General features: G+C 35.7%; 16 protein-coding genes. 7 read left to right on the forward strand and 9 right to left on the reverse strand.

Annotation, left to right across the window (positions count from 1 at the left end):
* Nucleotides 1–236 precede the first annotated feature (236 nt).
* Together AQ616_RS00730 and AQ616_RS00735 are read left to right on the forward strand one after the other, a co-directional pair.
* Entirely contained in the window at nucleotides 237–1,442 is a 1,206-nt protein-coding gene (locus tag AQ616_RS00730; protein ID WP_069684774.1) for an MFS transporter, read from the forward strand.
* 145 nt (nucleotides 1,443–1,587) lie between these two features.
* A complete protein-coding gene (locus tag AQ616_RS00735; RefSeq protein WP_017798280.1) occupies nucleotides 1,588–1,833 on the forward strand; it encodes a YuzB family protein in 246 nt (81 codons plus the stop codon).
* Nucleotides 1,834–1,879: 46 nt separating this feature from the next.
* Here the strand turns inward: AQ616_RS00735 and AQ616_RS00740 are convergent, their stop codons facing one another.
* The 8 genes from AQ616_RS00740 to AQ616_RS00775 all read right to left on the reverse strand — a co-directional run bounded on the left by AQ616_RS00740 (nucleotide 1,880) and on the right by AQ616_RS00775 (nucleotide 9,706).
* Nucleotides 1,880–3,049: an iron-containing alcohol dehydrogenase gene (locus AQ616_RS00740; RefSeq protein WP_017798281.1), complete on the reverse strand. Its 1,170-nt coding sequence runs from the start codon at nucleotides 3,047–3,049 to the stop codon at nucleotides 1,880–1,882.
* A gap of 21 nt (nucleotides 3,050–3,070) precedes the next feature.
* Nucleotides 3,071–3,448 carry a RidA family protein gene (locus AQ616_RS00745; protein WP_017798282.1) on the reverse strand — a complete coding sequence of 126 codons (378 nt, stop codon included), beginning with the start codon at nucleotides 3,446–3,448 and terminating at the stop codon, nucleotides 3,071–3,073.
* 39 nt (nucleotides 3,449–3,487) lie between these two features.
* Nucleotides 3,488–4,153, reverse strand: a complete 666-nt coding sequence (locus tag AQ616_RS00750; RefSeq protein WP_069684775.1) for a lysozyme family protein — start codon at nucleotides 4,151–4,153, stop codon at nucleotides 3,488–3,490.
* Nucleotides 4,154–4,166: 13 nt separating this feature from the next.
* The gene (locus tag AQ616_RS00755; RefSeq protein WP_240490450.1) at nucleotides 4,167–4,565 is read right to left on the reverse strand and encodes a hypothetical protein; all 399 of its coding nucleotides are present in this window, start codon (nucleotides 4,563–4,565) and stop codon (nucleotides 4,167–4,169) included.
* Nucleotides 4,566–4,599: 34 nt separating this feature from the next.
* Nucleotides 4,600–5,943, reverse strand: a complete 1,344-nt coding sequence (locus AQ616_RS00760; RefSeq protein WP_069684776.1) for an MATE family efflux transporter — start codon at nucleotides 5,941–5,943, stop codon at nucleotides 4,600–4,602.
* Between the two features lie 158 nt (nucleotides 5,944–6,101).
* The gene (locus AQ616_RS00765; protein WP_069684777.1) at nucleotides 6,102–8,105 is read right to left on the reverse strand and encodes a TRAP transporter permease; all 2,004 of its coding nucleotides are present in this window, start codon (nucleotides 8,103–8,105) and stop codon (nucleotides 6,102–6,104) included.
* Nucleotides 8,098–8,628 (reverse strand): DUF1850 domain-containing protein, encoded by a 531-nt coding sequence (locus AQ616_RS00770; RefSeq protein WP_069685079.1) that lies wholly within the window; start codon nucleotides 8,626–8,628, stop codon nucleotides 8,098–8,100. Before AQ616_RS00770 ends, AQ616_RS00765 begins: the two co-directional genes overlap by 8 nt.
* An 85-nt stretch (nucleotides 8,629–8,713) precedes the next feature.
* Nucleotides 8,714–9,706 carry a TAXI family TRAP transporter solute-binding subunit gene (locus AQ616_RS00775; RefSeq protein ID WP_017798288.1) on the reverse strand — a complete coding sequence of 331 codons (993 nt, stop codon included), beginning with the start codon at nucleotides 9,704–9,706 and terminating at the stop codon, nucleotides 8,714–8,716.
* 361 nt (nucleotides 9,707–10,067) lie between these two features.
* Between AQ616_RS00775 and nikC the strand changes: the two genes are divergently transcribed.
* Genes nikC through AQ616_RS00795 form a run of 4 tightly spaced genes read left to right on the forward strand, consistent with a single transcriptional unit; the run spans nucleotide 10,068 to nucleotide 14,033 of the window.
* The gene (gene nikC, locus AQ616_RS00780) at nucleotides 10,068–10,970 is read left to right on the forward strand and encodes a nickel transporter permease (protein WP_017798289.1); all 903 of its coding nucleotides are present in this window, start codon (nucleotides 10,068–10,070) and stop codon (nucleotides 10,968–10,970) included.
* Nucleotides 10,971–10,986: 16 nt separating this feature from the next.
* Nucleotides 10,987–11,943, forward strand: a complete 957-nt coding sequence (locus AQ616_RS00785) for an ABC transporter permease (protein WP_017798290.1) — start codon at nucleotides 10,987–10,989, stop codon at nucleotides 11,941–11,943.
* A gap of 49 nt (nucleotides 11,944–11,992) precedes the next feature.
* Complete coding sequence (locus AQ616_RS00790; RefSeq protein WP_017798291.1) at nucleotides 11,993–13,036, forward strand: ABC transporter ATP-binding protein; 1,044 nt, start codon at nucleotides 11,993–11,995, stop codon at nucleotides 13,034–13,036.
* Complete coding sequence (locus AQ616_RS00795; RefSeq protein WP_017798292.1) at nucleotides 13,011–14,033, forward strand: ABC transporter ATP-binding protein; 1,023 nt, start codon at nucleotides 13,011–13,013, stop codon at nucleotides 14,031–14,033. Before AQ616_RS00790 ends, AQ616_RS00795 begins: the two co-directional genes overlap by 26 nt.
* A 205-nt stretch (nucleotides 14,034–14,238) precedes the next feature.
* Here the strand turns inward: AQ616_RS00795 and AQ616_RS00800 are convergent, their stop codons facing one another.
* Complete coding sequence (locus AQ616_RS00800; RefSeq protein ID WP_069684778.1) at nucleotides 14,239–15,864, reverse strand: glutathione ABC transporter substrate-binding protein; 1,626 nt, start codon at nucleotides 15,862–15,864, stop codon at nucleotides 14,239–14,241.
* A 233-nt stretch (nucleotides 15,865–16,097) separates the two neighbouring features.
* Here AQ616_RS00800 and AQ616_RS00805 point away from each other — a divergent pair, with 233 nt between their 5' ends.
* A complete protein-coding gene (locus tag AQ616_RS00805) occupies nucleotides 16,098–16,892 on the forward strand; it encodes a serine hydrolase (RefSeq protein ID WP_069684779.1) in 795 nt (264 codons plus the stop codon).
* Nucleotides 16,893–16,902: the final 10 nt, after the last annotated feature.

Consider the following 16,902-nt stretch of genomic DNA (forward strand, 5'->3'; position numbering starts at 1 on the left):
TTCTTACAAGCTAATTCATCTTTTGCTTGTCTCGAAATTATTAGAATTAGATGAGCTATCTTATATTATACCTCGAAAGGAATTAACTGACAGGAATTAAGCGCATTTTTTTTTGAGCAGATTTCTTTCTTTTTATTTCGTGTTTCTGTATATTTAGATTGACGAAATAAATCGGCAAGAAAGAAGGTTCGAACATCATTCATAACAATCAAGATGTAAAGCGCAACTTGGTCATCATGTGGTTAGCAAACTTTTTTATTAGCGGAAGCATGACTATGGTTGTTCCTTTTATCTCCTTATACATTGAGTCAATGGGAGATTTTTCTGAAGGCTACGTACAAACTTGGTCAGGGCTAACGTTTGCTGTTACATTTATTACAGCATTTGTCTTTTCTCCTGTTTGGGGAAGAATCGGCGATCGATACGGACGGAAAAAAATCATGATCGCCTCTGCTTTTGGAATCGGTATTTCTGTATTTTTAATGGGATTTGCGAATACTGTTTGGCAATTATTTCTTTTACGCTTGTTTATGGGAATTGTAACAGGATTTATCCCTATGTCACAAGCTTTTATTGCAACACAAACACCTAAAGAAATTGCAGGAAAAGTACTAGGAACCCTTCAAACGGGAACAATTACTGGTTCTCTCATGGGGCCGTTACTCGGCGGAGCATTAGCAGATGCATTTGGATATACGAGTACATTTAAATGGGTTGCAATTACTATTTTCATTTCTGGATTGCTCGTTTTATTTGGAGTTAAAGAATTAAAAATGAAATTCTCCAGTGATGAAAATGATACGAAAAAATATTCCAGAAAAGAAGTATTACAACACATTCTACAAAAACCCGTACTATTTGTAGTGATGTTATTATCTGCACTTGTTCAGATTGCCCACTTTAGCATACAGCCAATTCTTTCTTTATTTGTGGCTGAGATTCACGGTCCAGTAAATCTTGCATTTTTTGCCGGTATTGCTTTTTCAGCTGCTGGGCTAGGTAATCTTTTAATGGCTCGGCGCTGGGGAATCATCGGAGATAATCAAGGTTATATAAAAATACTCATTATTTTATTATTTGCTGCAGGGTTTGTATATTTACCTGGAATGTTTGTAACAAATATATGGCAACTCGTTATTTTACGTTTTCTACTTGGCTTATCTATTGGAGGCATTGTCCCATTGAGAATTGCATATATTCGTCAGGAAGCACCACTATCTATGCAAGGAGAAGTCCTTGGTTATAATACAAGTTTACGTTTCTTGGGTAATATTATTGGACCTGCATTGGGTGGTACAATTGCCGCCTCGTTTGGTTTCTCTGCCGTATTTTTAATAACAAGTTTATTATTGATTCTCAGTGGACTTATCATGTTATATGTTTGGTATCGATATGAATATGAATCAAGTGGGTCTCATTCTCACTCCTATTCTTCTAAGTAAGATCCATAAATCATTTCATTTCGATTTACACATATTTTTTTATCGCTAAGATCACTTCTGTCTAGTTTCTAAGTCAATTAATTGATTTGTTGTATCAAATATGCTAAAAATAACAAGAAACTATTATAGAAAGAAAGTGATAGCAATGGGAATAGTCGTCGTTGAAATTTGTGACGGAAATGCAATCACTACCATTGATATAGAGTCTATCTTAGAGGAAGAATTTCCGGAGGTAGCTGTGCTAACAAATGAATGCTTATCTTTTTGTGGCCTTTGTGCCGTAAGACCATATGCATTAGTTAATAATAAACGCGTATTTGGTAAAACTCCCGAAGAGTGCCTAATTAAAATACGTAAGCAAATTAAAGAAGAGCTTGCCGTGTATGAATAATACACGACAAGCTCTTCTTTTATACGACAATTTATTTCCCGGGAAATTACAAACTTGCCGTAAAAATATCGACAGAATCTTGCCGAGTTAGTTTTTTATAATTACCAAATTCTGGTCTGGCAATCACCGTTTTATCTGCCATTTCTTCGACAGACTCTTCATTAATATCATAATCACTTAACTTGGTTGGAGCTCCGATACTAGTCCAAAATTCTTGAAGCTTATCAATACCTTCAAGTGCAACTTCTTTATCTGACTTACCTTGATCATCTACATCAAACACTCTCACAGCTAATTGTTTAAAGCGTGGTGCATTTTCTTCATCTAATACATGTCGCATCCACTGCGGGAATAAGATTGCCAACCCACCACCATGTGGAATATCATGAACAGCTGAAACTGCATGCTCTAAGTTATGTGTTGCCCAGTCACCATGATATCCTAAATTCAGCATGTTATTTAATGCTAAAGTACCGCCTAGCATTGCAGTTGATCTATACTCATAATTTTCTGGATCATCTAATAGTTTAGGTGCAGTATCTATCATTGTTAACAATATTCCTTCGCACCAACGATCTTGTATTGGTGTATTCGTTGTATGATGGAAATAATGCTCTAATACGTGAGACATCATATCAACAATACCGTATATCGTTTGATCACGAGGCACAGAAAATGTATGGACAGGGTCTAATATAGAAAACTTAGGGAATGAAAATGGAGAACCCCAGCCATGTTTTTCATTTGTTTCCCAATTCGTTATAACAGATCCAGCATTCATTTCAGAACCAGTTGCAGCTAATGTAAGTACCGTACCAAATGGCAACGCACCCTGTGCTTTTTCTTTTTTCGTAACAACATCCCACATATCCGCCTCAGTAACTGCACCGACTGCAATTGCTTTCGTGCAATCAATGGTACTACCTCCACCGACTGCTAATATAAAGTCAATGGATTCTTGGCGACAAATTTCTACACCTTTTTTAACCGTAGAAATACGTGGATTTGGCTCTACACCTGGTAATTCAAATACAGCTGCTTCTATTTTTCCAAGTTCAGCAAGAACATTATCATATATACCATTGCGCTTTATACTTCCTCCGCCATAAACAATCAATACACGCTTCCCAAAAGGCTCAATCTCTTTAGAAAGTTGTTCAATCTGTCCTTTACCAAAAATCAGTTTGGTCGGATTTTGGTACACAAAATTATCCATACTATTCCTCCTCTACATTATCTATTTTACGTATGCAACAAGGTCCATTTCAATTAATACGTCTTTCGGCAAACGACTCACTTCAACTGTCGCTCTGGCAGGATATGGTTCCTGTAAATATTTTCCGTATATCTCATTAACAACTTTAAAGTCTTCCATTGATGATAGATAAATAGTAAATTTAACTGCATGATCGAATGACGCTTCTGCTTTCTCTAAAATAGCGTTTAGATTATTTAAAACTTGTTTCGTTTGATTTTCTATTCCTTCTTCAACATTTCCACTATCTGGATTAATTGGAATTTGCCCAGAAATGTAAAGAAAATCACCAGCTTGAATTGCTTGAGAATATGGTCCAATGGCAGCTGGTGCTTCCTCTGTTTGAATTGCTTTTCTCATTTTCTTCTCCTCCTCAAACATATGATTTATTCCATCATATCAGTTTCCAATCTGTCTTTCTATTACAATCCTATAATCCATAACAGAGGAAACATAATAAATATCTCCATAACATGCTTCCAGTTCTTTTGCTTCTTCCCGTCTACACGTATAGATGGAATTATTTCTACCCGCTTGATCATACATTTTTTGTGAGAAAGTAATTGCCGCCTCTTGTGTGTACTCTCCCCCATTATCTTGTACGTACTCGATAAATCCATGCCCAAAATTATACGCTTGTACAGCCAATTTAATATCACCTTCGGCTTTATCTAAAGCTAGTGCAAAAAATGATACACCTTGCTGTATGGATAGGTCAGGGTCTTTTATACAGTTCCTCTCCCCGCATAAACTCTCAGATGATTGCATCGGGTCTAGTCCCCTTCCACCCGACTCTTGCATCATCATAGCAAGTATAACTGGTGTGTGTTCTTCGATTCCATACTGTTTGGCATATCTGCTAACAATCGAGTGATACTCCCATATATTCTCACTAATTTCCGGTAACGCATCTTTTTGCATCGGGCCTGGGGCATCTCTCGTACGGTGATTTTCAATGTAATTCGTAATCCAAGATAATACAATTAATGATAAAATAAGCAGAAGACTAATTCCGAATAGTTGTTTTGTCGTATATTTCCACTTCTTAGAAGTTTTTCTATTCAATCTTCATTCTCCTTCAAGTTTTGTTCCAATACTGTTGAAGTAATCCAATGGAGGAACCATAAATAAGGTGACCGATTAGCCAGATGATTATAGAATAGCCATCATAAAGTTCTGGGGTACGATTGGATAAAAGAGTAGTAGGATAAATTAATAAACCGATTAATCCACTTATACTTACATATGCCCAAAGTTTACGTTCCAAATCCCATAAACGAAGGAAGAAGATTAACGTGTAAACCAATACAATAGATACAATAATATGATAACTAAATTCAAATAGTGGTGGATGTTGCCATTTCCCTATTATTGGGAAATAATCAATATTCATTAATAAGGTATATACTGGTTTATTTGTAATTAATTGGCATAAATAAAAAAAACAAACCAATAATAAATCCGGATATAATTCCAATTAATAGAAGCATGTTTTCCTCCTACTCTGTTAATTAATTCGCGAACAATTCCTTCTGTCGCCATTTACCATATCGGTAATAAAAAATAGCGAACAAACTACTTAATACAAAACTCCCGCCCATACCAATTGCAATTCCAACTTCCCCAAACCACGAGGAAAATAGAGCCGTTAACGGATATCTTAAAATCCAGAAAGAAATAACATTTAGGATGAGCACTTGGTACATCGCACCAGCTGCACGCACTATTCCATTTAATATAAAGTTAATACCTAAAAATGGATAACAAAGTGCAACAATTTGTAAATATACCGTTCCAAAATCTACTGCATCAGATTCTCTGATAAATAACCGAACTCCATATTGTGCAAATACGGCTACTGCAATACCAATTATCAGCATAATAGCAAAATTATATATTACTCCATAAATTGCAATTTGACGTATTCGTTCCCAATTTTTAATTCCGATATTCTGTCCAGCCATACTTGCAACGGATGTACTTAATGCATGAGCAGGCAGCATAAGTAAACTGTCTAGACGTTGAGCCGCTCCAAACCCAGCTATCACAGACTCTCCATGTGTTGTCACTACACTCATAATTGCTGCAGAACCTGCTGAAATAACAGCCATTTGTAATCCAGATGGTATTCCTAAATGCAGAATTAATTTTATTTCTTCTCTTGCCGGTAACGCAGGAAGAGAGAACGGAGCCAATTTCTTCCATAAAACATAAGAAATTCCACATAAGAAAGAGAATGCTTGTGAAAGTAGAGTAGCATATGCAGCTCCTTCTATCCCCCAATTGAATACAGAAATGAACAACGGATCTAATAGAATATTTAAACCTACTGCAATGGTAATAAAATATAATGGCGTTTTACTATCCCCTAATGACCGAAGTACTGTACTAATAAAGTTATAGCCAAATAGAAACCAAATACCCATAAAATTGATTCTTAAATATGTACTGGCATCTTCCATCATCGTTTGTGGGGTTCCTAATAAACCTAAAAACTGCTCAGCAAATATGTATCCTATTACCCCTAAAAATATTGAAATCAAGGTTAATAAAACAACAAAAGTATTTAAGTAATTTCTTAAGCCTTTTTCATTTTGTTTTCCTTTTTGTTGGGAAAGAATGGTAAGTGCTGCATTATTCATACCAATAATAAAGGAGAGAACCACGAAAAGGATACTACCTGATATCGCTACCGCACCTAGAGCAGATGAACCTAATAAATTACCTACCCATAAACTATCTATAAATTGATAAGAAGTTTGTAATAAATTTGCCAGTAATATCGGTCCTGAAAAATAAAATAACTGTTTAGCGATACTACCCTGTGTAAAGTCATATTGCTTGTTGTTTTTCATATGTATTCGCCTCTTCTTAATCAAAAATCACTGTTTCCATCATAACAGAAAGATTTTCTATGAAGAATTATTTAGAAATAATCAATTTTAATAATGTCATAATGTATAAGTAAACCCGCATGAAAACCATTTTGGGTTTCATGCGGGTCTTTATTCATCTAGTTGTTAGCTATACTTACTTCACTTTGATTATCATTATCTTTATCCCTAGTAACAAATTGTATCACTAGTTGAAGTGCAAATAACACAAATCCTATGGTATCTGACATACCCTCAGGATAAATCAATAATAAACCTGTTGCAATTGCTAAGACCCTTTCGTACCACTTAATATTTCGGTACCAGTACCCTATCATACCTGCACTAATAGCAATCATACCGAGTATTGCAGTAAATAAGGAGAATAAGATCTCTAACCAAGTAGAATCAATCATTAGTAATGTAGGATTTAATACGAACATATACGGAATGATGAAAGCAGCAATTGCCAATCGAGCAGCATTCCCACCTGTACGAATAGGTTCTCCACCAGATATCCCTGTTGCCGCAAAAGCAGCAAGAGCTACCGGAGGTGTAATATCCGCTACAATACCGAAGTAGAATACGAACATATGAGCAGCTAATACAGGAATAGCTACATCTAAATTATCATTCAACGCTAAAATCGCTGGTAATGCGATGGTTGATGTAATAATATAATTCGCCGTAGTTGGTGATCCCATTCCTATAATAATGGAGGTTATCATTGTAAATACAAGTGTAAGCATTAATTGTATTTCAGGTGTACTTGCAATAGTTCCAGCAATAGATACTAAACTATTACCAAGTTTAAGTCCCAAACCGGTTTTCGTGACAACACCAACGATTATACCCGCACAAGCTGTTGCTGCCGCAACGCCAAGTGCTGTTCTTGCACCTTGTTCTAAGGCTACAAAAAACTTTGGAACTGTTATACGTGTATCTTTAAGGAACAAGCTAACAATGATGGTAGCTAAGATACCGTATATTGCTGCTCTTTCAACACTAACTCCAACAAATAAGAAATAAACGATAGCAACGATAGGTAGTAATAGATGTATTTTCTTTAATACCGTTTTTTTACTAGGAATTTCCTCACTAGACAAGCCTTTTAAGCCTGTTCGTTTTGCCTCCAAGTGAGTCATTATCCAAATACCTGCGAAATATAAAATAGCAGGTATGATAGCTGCCTTAGCTATATTCCAATAACTTTCCCCGGCAAACTCAATCATCAAGAATGCTGCTGCACCCATTATCGGCGGCATTATCTGTCCACCAGTTGAGGCCGCTGCTTCTACAGCCCCGGCAAAATTCTTACGATAACCAAGTCGCTTCATTAAAGGGATCGTATAAGAACCAGTAGTTACTGTATTTGCTACTGAACTTCCTGAAATTGTTCCATTCAAAGCACTGGAGAATATGGCAATTTTAGCAGGCCCCCCAACCCTTTTTCCAGCTATAGAAATAGCTAAATCATTAAAATAATTTCCTACACCCGTCTGTACTAAAAACGCCCCAAATAAAAGGAATAAGAAAATATATGTGGACGATACTTGTAATGGGGTACCTAAAATTCCTTCTGTTGTAAAGAACATAGAACGGATTAATTGTTCTAATGATAATCCAGAGTGTGCAAACATCCCTGGTATATAAGGACCTAACAATGCATAACCCAAGAATAGCAGAGCAATTATCGTAATTGGTAATCCAACCGCCCGACGTGCCGCTTCTAATACAAGCAGAATCGCTAATCCTCCAATAAGCATTTGATCTAGTGGGATTGAGCCAAATTGTTGTACAAGTGAATCATAATTTAACGGCCAATAACCACAAACTACAATGGCTAACACCATCAGAATATAATCGTACCAAGGAATTCTATCTTTTTTTGTCTTACGTACTGCAGGAAATAGCAAAAAGATAAGCGACAGCGCAAATCCTAAATGTATGGTTCGTTGTAAGTATGCTGTCAATTGTCCGAATATCCCCGTATATAATTGAAAAATGGAGAAAAGAACAAGGGCAGCAAATATTATGATTGCTAAAACTCCAGTCAGTTTTCTAGTATTCGCTTCTGCATCATACTTTTCTAACAGTTCTTGTTGTTTGCTTTCAGAAAGATTTTCATGTTGTTGATCACTCATGAATGTTCACTCCTTTCAATTGCTCAAATAAGGACATTTGTTTAACTTCTAACTTATACCAATTGCCCGGGATAAAGTAATCATTAAAAGGAACAGTGTGTACATCCGTGCGTTCATCGCTGTTCCCCCAAGAAAGTCTATGATTAGAAACTTTTTTACCGTTTCGTATATTTAAATAGTCAAATTCATTGGTCATGTTTTTTATATGATATTTTCCATCAATATATTCAAACTCTTCATCTGCCATTGCATCATTTGGCATTCCTATTCCAAATTCTTCATAGATCATTTCATATTGTATAATTTTATTATCATCTGTAATATGGTACTTTTCCACGACATCTGTTAAGTGTATGGAATGCGTGAAAGTTATTCCAAAATAATCTCCAGAATCAAGAATCAGAAATGCCTGTTGATTATTCGTTTTTCCATCATAAAAGACAAGGGCGGTTCGGAAAGGTATGAAAAGCATACTAATCATAAGTGCAATAGTGAGAAGTATGAAAAGCCATTTTTTTTGCATAAAATCACCTTTTACAGGATTAAAATCAAAAAATAGCCGGCAGCCTATCCCTAAATGGGCGGAGCCGGCCATTTCATGAAATTATTTACTCTTCACCTTGTTCGTCAAAGTATTTTTGTGCACCTGGATGTAAATCAATTCCAATTCCATCAAGTGCAGTATCAATTGTTATAAATTCACCTTTTGCATGGGAAATCTTATCTGTATTATCATAGATTGCTTTAGTAATGTCATATACAAGTTCTTCTGATAAGTCACTAGATACTGCTAACATTGCAAGAACAGCAACGGTTTGAACATCTTCATCAAGGCCACCATATGTTCCTCCAGCAATTACATCAGAAGCATAGTAAGGATACGCTTCTACTAGTTCTTCCACCTTATCTTCTGCAATTGGAACAATAGAGATATCTACAGAAGCAGCTAGACCTTCTACAGCACCTGTTGGTGTACCTGAAGTAATAAATGCTGCATCGATATTACCGTCTTGGATACCACCAGTTGATTCACCGAAATCAAGATTTTGTGCTTCCACATCATCCATTGTCATACCATGTATTTCAAGGATTTGTTCTGCATTAATATACGTTCCTGACCCTGGAGCACCTACAGACACTTTTTTGCCCGCTAAGTCTTCCACTGAAGAAATACCAGAATCAACAGTTGTTACGATTTGAATAGTTTCTGGATATAATGACCCAATTGCCTGTACTTTTTCCACAGGTTCACCATCAAAGGCATTGATTCCTTCAACTGCGTGAGAAATTACGTCAGTTTGAATAAATCCAAGTTGAGCCTCTCCATTTTCAATTGCCAATACATTTTCAGCAGAGGCATTAGAGGAAATAGCATCTACTTGTACTTCGGTATTGTTATTAATATTTGTTGCCATTTCTCCACCTAACGGGTAATATGTACCACTTGTTCCACCCGTTACAAGTGTTAACATTTCTGGATCTTCTCCACCGTCTGAAGTATTCTCATCTCCATTAGATCCTTCATCATTACCGCCACAAGCAGCAAGAAGAAGAATAAGTGCAACTAAAATAGCTATTTGACTATACCATTTTTTCTTCATACAAACGCCCCTTTTAAATTATATTTATCTAGTAAAAATATCTTACAATATTTTAAACTAAGATGTCAAATAATTATCAAAATAGAAAGCGAATACATAATGTCGTTTACATAACAATCTAATCGCTATTCCGCCATGATAACCAAAAATTTTGATATATCTTAATTTTAGAACTTTATTTTTCGACAATAATTTTGAAATTATTGATTTTTGTGTCTGTATTAGGGTTTCTGATACATATTTCCTATTATATTTTTACAAAATTCTTTCTTTCTCAACATTCACCTTATTGTAAATCAATTCGTTCATGATATAATCATACAGATAGTATACTTATTGATAGAAAGGAAGTTAGCAAACTATGAGCCAACCAACAGAACACATAGAAACTCCCCAAACTGCTCATAAGCCACCTAATCCTAGGCTGAAAAGTTGGAAAATTGTTTTTAATAAGTTTAAGAAAAATAAATCAGCTATGATTGGTGGATTTTTAATTATTCTTTTATTAATTATTGCAATTGTTGGGCCTTTTTTCACTCCATATGAACCCTATGAACAAGATATCGTGAACAAGTTACAAAGTCCTTCTGCCGAACATTGGTTTGGAACGGATAACTTTGGAAGAGATATTTTTAGTCGTGTTATTCAAGGGACAGGATTAACACTTACTATTGGATTTTTCTCCATAGCCTTAGGTGCAACCCTTGGCGTTCTTTTTGGTTTAATAGCAGGTTTTTATGGCAAACGAACAGATAGCATTATTATGCGAGTTATGGATATTTTACTTGCTTTCCCTGGTATTCTTTTAGCCTTAGCTATTGTAACTGTACTTGGAGGAAGTATTGCGAACTTAATCATTGCAGTTGCAGTCTCAAGTATTCCTGTATTTGCACGTATCGTTCGTGGATCTGTTTTATCTGTTAAGAATTTAGAGTATATTGATGCTATGCGCGCACTTGGCGCTAGTGACACCCGGATTATTTTTAAACACATTTTTCCGAATATTACCTCTCCTATCATCGTTCAGGCAACTCTGAGTATTGCCACAGCAATTCTATCTGCAAGTGGACTATCTTTCCTCGGTTTAGGCGCACAACCGCCATCCGCTGAATGGGGTGCGATGCTTAGTGATGGAAGAAACTACTTATATAATGCAGGACATGTTGCACTCTTCCCTGGTTTAGCTATTGTAGTAGCTGTATTAGCATTTAACCTGTTAGGCGATGGATTACGAGATGCATTTGATCCAAAAACGAAAGAATAGAAAGAGGTGAACAGCTATGTTTAAATTTATTATTCGAAGATTACTGCAAACCATCCCCGTATTGATTGGGGTATCTATATTAGTATTTAGTATGATGCACTTAATCCCAGGTGATCCAGCTCAAATTCTGGCAGGTGAAAGTGCACCAAAAGAACAAGTCGAAAATATTCGAGAAAGACTAGGTTTAAACGAACCCATTCCAATGCAATATTTCTCATATGTTACGGATGCTGTTCAAGGTGACTTAGGCAACTCAATGAGAAGCGGACGACCCGTCGCAGAAGAAATCGGAGCAAGATTCTGGGTTACCGTTGAATTTTCAATATATGCTACTATTCTAGGAGTATTTTTAGGTTTAATTGCTGGTATTGTATCAGCAACACGCAAATATTCATTTTTAGATACTTCTTTAATGCTAGTTGCCTTATTCGGACTATCCATGCCAAATTTCTGGCTTGGTTTAATGTTAATTCAATGGTTCTCTATAGGTATTGATCTACCAGCATGGGTACCGTTCTTTGACAACACGAGTTGGTTTAGTCCTTCAGGATGGGGAAATTTTGATCAATTAGTTCTTCCCGTTATTACTTTAGGAACAGGTAGTGCAGCTATTATTGCTAGAATGACAAGGTCCAGTATGCTAGATGTTATTGGACAAGATTATATACGTACAGCCCGTGCAAAAGGGGTGAAAGAAACCATTGTTATTTATCGACATGCATTAAAAAATGCAATGATTCCAGTAGTAACGGTCGTAGGGCTACAGTTTGGTAGTTTACTTGGTGGGGCAGTACTTGCTGAATCCGTATTTGCGATTAATGGTATGGGTAAATTAATTATTGATTCTATTACTGCTCGTGACTTTCCAGTTGTACAAGGTACTATTCTTGTAGTAGCACTATTATTCGTTCTCGTAAATCTATTAGTAGATATTACGTACAATTTCCTTAATAAACGAATCGACCTCGATTAACATTTTAGTCCTACAAGAAGTATGAAGTAAGAGAAAGGAGCAAAATATAATGACAAGTGCACCAAACACTTATGATAATATATTAGAGATTAATGAGTTACAGACTTCCTTTTTCACCAAAGATCTAGAGGTAAAAGCTGTTGATGGTGTATCCTTTAGTATTCCTAAAGGGAAAGTACTAGGTGTTGTTGGTGAGTCTGGTTCCGGAAAAAGTATTACCTCATTATCAATTCTTCGTCTCATTGAAGAACCGGGAAGGATTAAAGGTGGCGAAATCAAATTTAAAGGTGAGAACCTATTAGATAAATCAGAAGCTCAAATGCGTAAAATTAGAGGAAATGAAATTTCAATGATTTTCCAAGAGCCGATGACATCGCTAAATCCTACTTTTACAGTAGGTCAACAGATTGGTGAAGCTTACAAAATTCATCAAGGTTTAAATAAAAAAGAAGCTAAAAAACGTTCAATAGAAATGTTGAAATTAGTAGGTATTCCGTCTCCGGAAAAACGCGTGGATCAATACCCACATGAACTATCTGGCGGTATGAGACAACGTGTAATGATTGCAATGGCATTAGCATGTAAACCTGAATTATTAATAGCTGATGAACCTACTACCGCTCTCGATGTAACTATTCAAGCACAAATACTAGATTTAATTAAAGATTTACAAGAGCAACTCGATATGGGAGTTCTATTAATTACACACGATTTAGGAGTTGTAGCTGAGACATGTGATTATGTAGCTGTAATGTATTGTGGGAAAGTTGTTGAGTATACAGATACAAAAACTCTCTTCTCTTCACCTAAACACCCATATACTGTTGGATTAATGCAATCCATACCTCAACATGATAAAGATGTTGAAGGTGATTTATCTGTTATTAAAGGTTCTGTACCAAGTCCAGCAAACATGCCTAAGGGATGTCGGTTTGCTCCACGCTGTCCGTTTGCTACAGACTTATGTCATGAAAAACTGCCAAATTTAGAAACAGATGAAGATGGTAATCAAATTCGTTGTTGGATATACTCTGATGAATGGAATGGAGATCCGGAGGTGAGTGTTTATGAACAATCAGAAACAACTTCTTAAAGTACGGGATTTAAAACAACACTTTCCTATTAAAGGTGGAGTTTTCGGTAAAACGGTTAATCATGTTAAAGCGGTGGATGGTGTTTCATTTGATGTATATGAAGGTGAAACATTAAGTATCGTTGGGGAATCTGGTTGTGGTAAGTCAACTACAGGAAGAGCTATTTTACGTTTAGATGAACCGACTAGTGGAGAAGTAGAGTTTAATGGTACGAATATACTTGAATTAAAGAAAAAAGAAATGAATAAATTCAGGAAAGATATGCAAATTATCTTCCAGGACCCTTATGCCTCTATTAACCCACGTCAAACCGTTAGACAGGTGTTAACAGAAGCAATGGAGATTCAAAATTCTTATCCAAAAACGGAGAGAAAAGAGAAAGTATTAGAATTAATGGAACGTGTAGGCCTTGGCCCACACCAAGCGGATCGTTTCCCACATGAATTTAGTGGAGGACAGCGTCAACGTATTGGCATCGCGCGTGCTCTAACCGTTGATCCCAAACTTATTATTGCTGATGAAGCAGTATCTGCATTAGATGTGTCCATACAAGCACAGGTTATTAATCTATTAAAAGAATTACAGCGTGATTATAACCTTACTTATTTATTTATCTCTCATGATTTAGGGGTTGTTCGTCACATATCTGATCGTATTATCGTTATGTATCTTGGAAAAATCGTAGAAATTGCAGATAAAAAATCATTATTTGATAATAATATGCATCCATATACAAAAGCATTATTGTCTGCTATCCCAAGTACAGATATGGAGAAAAAACGAGAGCGTATCTTACTAAAAGGAGATGTTCCTTCTCCAATAGATCCTCCACAAGGTTGTCGGTTCCATACTCGTTGCCCATTTGCAACAGAGTTGTGTCGTACAGAAGTTCCTGAGCTTAGAAATGCAGATGGAATGCAAGAAGGTCACTTATCTGCTTGTCACCATATGGAAGCTATTCGTTCTGGTGAACATAAACAAACCGTAAATGCTTAAAACTATTAGACGCCTGAGACAAAAATCCTTTATCTCAAGGCGTCTTTTATTATGTAATTAATTTGATAATAAGTCTTTTGTTTAATTTTCTGCTTATATAACCCTCTACGATACCATCTTAATAGATAGAGATAGATTTTCTTTCTTGCAAACAAAAAAGAACTATTGTACGCGTTAACGTACAATAGTTCTTTTTCATTACATATTATTGTTCTAAAGATACATCTTTTAACTGAAGAATCTGTGTTGGTAATTGTGTTAAACCTTGTACTTTATCACTTACTCCAAGTAAGAAATCTTGATGATGAATGTATAGCATCGGAGCTACTTCTGTTAGCTTTTCTTGAACTTGGCTATAAAGCTCTTGACGAGCCTCTGGATCTGGCTCTTGACGTGCTTCATCTAGAAGTGCATCAAGTTCTTCATCTTTGGTAAACGTACGGTTACCAGGATCTCCTACATTATTAGAATGGAATAATGCATATAATCCATAATCCGCATCACCAGTAACAGTAGACCAACCTAGTACAAACATATCATGTTCTCCTTGTGCAGTTTGCTCTAAATAAGCACCCCACTCAAGTACTTGTACATCTACATCAATATTAAATTCTTTTAATTGAGCTTGAATATTTGTTGCGGCATCTACACGCTCTTGGCTATCGTTTGTCCAAAGTGTAGTAGAGAAACCATCTTCTAATCCTGCTTCTGCAAGTAATTCTTTTGCTTGTTCCGGATCATACTCCAATCCAGGAGCATTCTCATCATACCCAAATACATCTGGAGCTAATGGTCCAATTGCTGGAGTACCTACTCCATTATAAATACCGTCAATAATTTGACTCTTATCAATCGCCATATTGATTGCCTTACGAACATTCGGATCATCAAAAGGCTCTTTTTCCATGTTAAATCCAACATATGACAAACTTACACTACCTTGTTGTGTTACACTAACTCCATCCATTGCTTCTACTTGTTCTACATCATTTGGGCTAAGCGGATCAGAAATATGTGATTCACCAGTTTGTAATTCTGCTACTCGTGTAAGGCCTTCACTAACTACCTTAAATACAACAGAATCAAGATTTGCTGGCTCATCCCAGTATTCTTCATTCTTAACTAAGCGAATCTGTGAACCTGGATCCCATTTATCAAACTTGAAAAACCCGGTTCCAACTGGATTATTATTAATTACACTTCCAGGATCTTCTCCATTTTCCATAGCTGCATAATCTTCATTAATAACATCTAAGGATACCATTGCTCCCCCATTATGCGCTAAGTGAGCTGGAAGTGGTGAAAATGGAAACTCTGTTGTAAAACGAATTGTATGGTCATCTACAACTTCAATTTCTTCGATCATTTCATATAAGAATAAACGTGGAGACCCTACATCTGGATCTAAGATACGTTCGATATTTGCTTTAACAACTTCTGCGTTAAAGTCTGATCCATCGTGGAATTTAACACCTTCACGAAGTTTGAATTCCCATGTAGTATCATCAATTGCTTCCCATTCTGTTGCTAGACTTGGTTGCACTTCCATATTTGCATCTTGTTTGGTCAAAGATTCAAATATGTTTGCTTGCACATTACTAGAAGGTACGTCATTGGAACCTGCTGGATCTAACGATACAGCATCTGATAGAGTTGCTATAATAAGTTCTCCACCTTCTGCACCTTCAGTAGTTTCTTCTGCGTCTGCATCAGAATCACCAGAAGAATCTGTGTCACCACCTTCATCAGGTTCACTAGCACATGCTACTAGTACAACACTGAGAAGTAAACCAAAAACTAGTAATAATAAAGACTTTTTTGACAATTTCACGTAAATCCCCCCTAAGTTGCTAATTTAAAATCTTTTTTTATTTCGGAAAACTGTCTATTATATATTAATCTATTTTTTGCAAAATTTCAATGATATAATCATTTTAGTCTAAATTTTAATTGGTAATTAGGTCATTATGCATATATTCAATTATTATCTCTGTTTTCTTGACAATATTCCGAAAATTCAATATGATAATTGCATATGTATTTTAATTGGAAGGGTGTATCGTCTTGTCATTAAAATATATTGAGAGATCTTTATCAGCTATTAAGCCTGCTCCCCCAGTTTCCGTTAGCGTAATACTTAAGAACAATACCGGAATAATTTGTTCAAAAGAAACAAAACAAATGCGATCAGCCAGCATAATTAAATTGTTTATTTTGGCATCAGCATATCATTTCAAAGAAATAGGCAAATTATCTTTAACGGAAAAAATACGAATATCTACTAATGGTCATGTTAAAGGGTCTGGCGTTATTTCTTACTTAACTGATATTCCATTTCTAACGTATCAACAATTACTAGAATTAATGATTATTGTATCGGATAATACCGCAAGTAATTATCTTATAGACAGATTAGGAATCTCAAATATTCAAGCATTTATTGAGAGTTTGGGTTGTCAACAGACAAGATTAGAACGGAAGTTTATGGATGTGGAGGCACAAAAATTAGGTAAAGAAAATGTAACTTCAGCATTGGATGTATTACGATTATTTGATATATTTACAGAGAAGAATAATTTTTTAGGGGAAAATTCCCAACAACACATACTACACATATTAAATAATCAACAGTTTAATAGTAAATTAACTGCTTTTACAGAATATAACCCTCTCGTTACGTCATATCACAAAACTGGTGAATTAAAAGGTGTAGAACATGACGCAGCTATCTTTCTACAAAATAATAAATTCCTTAAAGTAGTAGTACTTACAGAGGGTTGGGAAAACAACGGAGATGGTCAAGCGTTTATAGCTTCATTCGGAAAAGTACTTCATAGATTCTTACAACAAGATGTTTAAAAATATGTGT

It is taken from the genome of Oceanobacillus sp. E9 (genome assembly GCF_001741975.1).
Classification (GTDB): domain Bacteria; phylum Bacillota; class Bacilli; order Bacillales; family Amphibacillaceae; genus Oceanobacillus; species Oceanobacillus kimchii.

What these genes read in the sequence shown, in the direction of transcription:
- AQ616_RS00740 (WP_017798281.1), bottom strand. Translation starts at nt 3,049, where the DNA reads ATGGATAATTTTGTGTACCAAAATCCGACCAAACTGATTTTTGGTAAA.
- AQ616_RS00765 (WP_069684777.1), bottom strand. Translation starts at nt 8,105, where the DNA reads ATGAGTGATCAACAACATGAAAATCTTTCTGAAAGCAAACAACAAGAA.
- AQ616_RS00735 (WP_017798280.1), top strand. Translation starts at nt 1,588, where the DNA reads ATGGGAATAGTCGTCGTTGAAATTTGTGACGGAAATGCAATCACTACC.
- AQ616_RS00790 (WP_017798291.1), top strand. Translation starts at nt 11,993, where the DNA reads ATGACAAGTGCACCAAACACTTATGATAATATATTAGAGATTAATGAG.
- AQ616_RS00760 (WP_069684776.1), bottom strand. Translation starts at nt 5,943, where the DNA reads ATGAAAAACAACAAGCAATATGACTTTACACAGGGTAGTATCGCTAAA.
- AQ616_RS00795 (WP_017798292.1), top strand. Translation starts at nt 13,011, where the DNA reads ATGAACAATCAGAAACAACTTCTTAAAGTACGGGATTTAAAACAACAC.
- AQ616_RS00785 (WP_017798290.1), top strand. Translation starts at nt 10,987, where the DNA reads ATGTTTAAATTTATTATTCGAAGATTACTGCAAACCATCCCCGTATTG.
- AQ616_RS00730 (WP_069684774.1), top strand. Translation starts at nt 237, where the DNA reads ATGTGGTTAGCAAACTTTTTTATTAGCGGAAGCATGACTATGGTTGTT.
- AQ616_RS00745 (WP_017798282.1), bottom strand. Translation starts at nt 3,448, where the DNA reads ATGAGAAAAGCAATTCAAACAGAGGAAGCACCAGCTGCCATTGGACCA.
- AQ616_RS00775 (WP_017798288.1), bottom strand. Translation starts at nt 9,706, where the DNA reads ATGAAGAAAAAATGGTATAGTCAAATAGCTATTTTAGTTGCACTTATT.
- nikC (WP_017798289.1), top strand. Translation starts at nt 10,068, where the DNA reads ATGAGCCAACCAACAGAACACATAGAAACTCCCCAAACTGCTCATAAG.
- AQ616_RS00770 (WP_069685079.1), bottom strand. Translation starts at nt 8,628, where the DNA reads ATGCAAAAAAAATGGCTTTTCATACTTCTCACTATTGCACTTATGATT.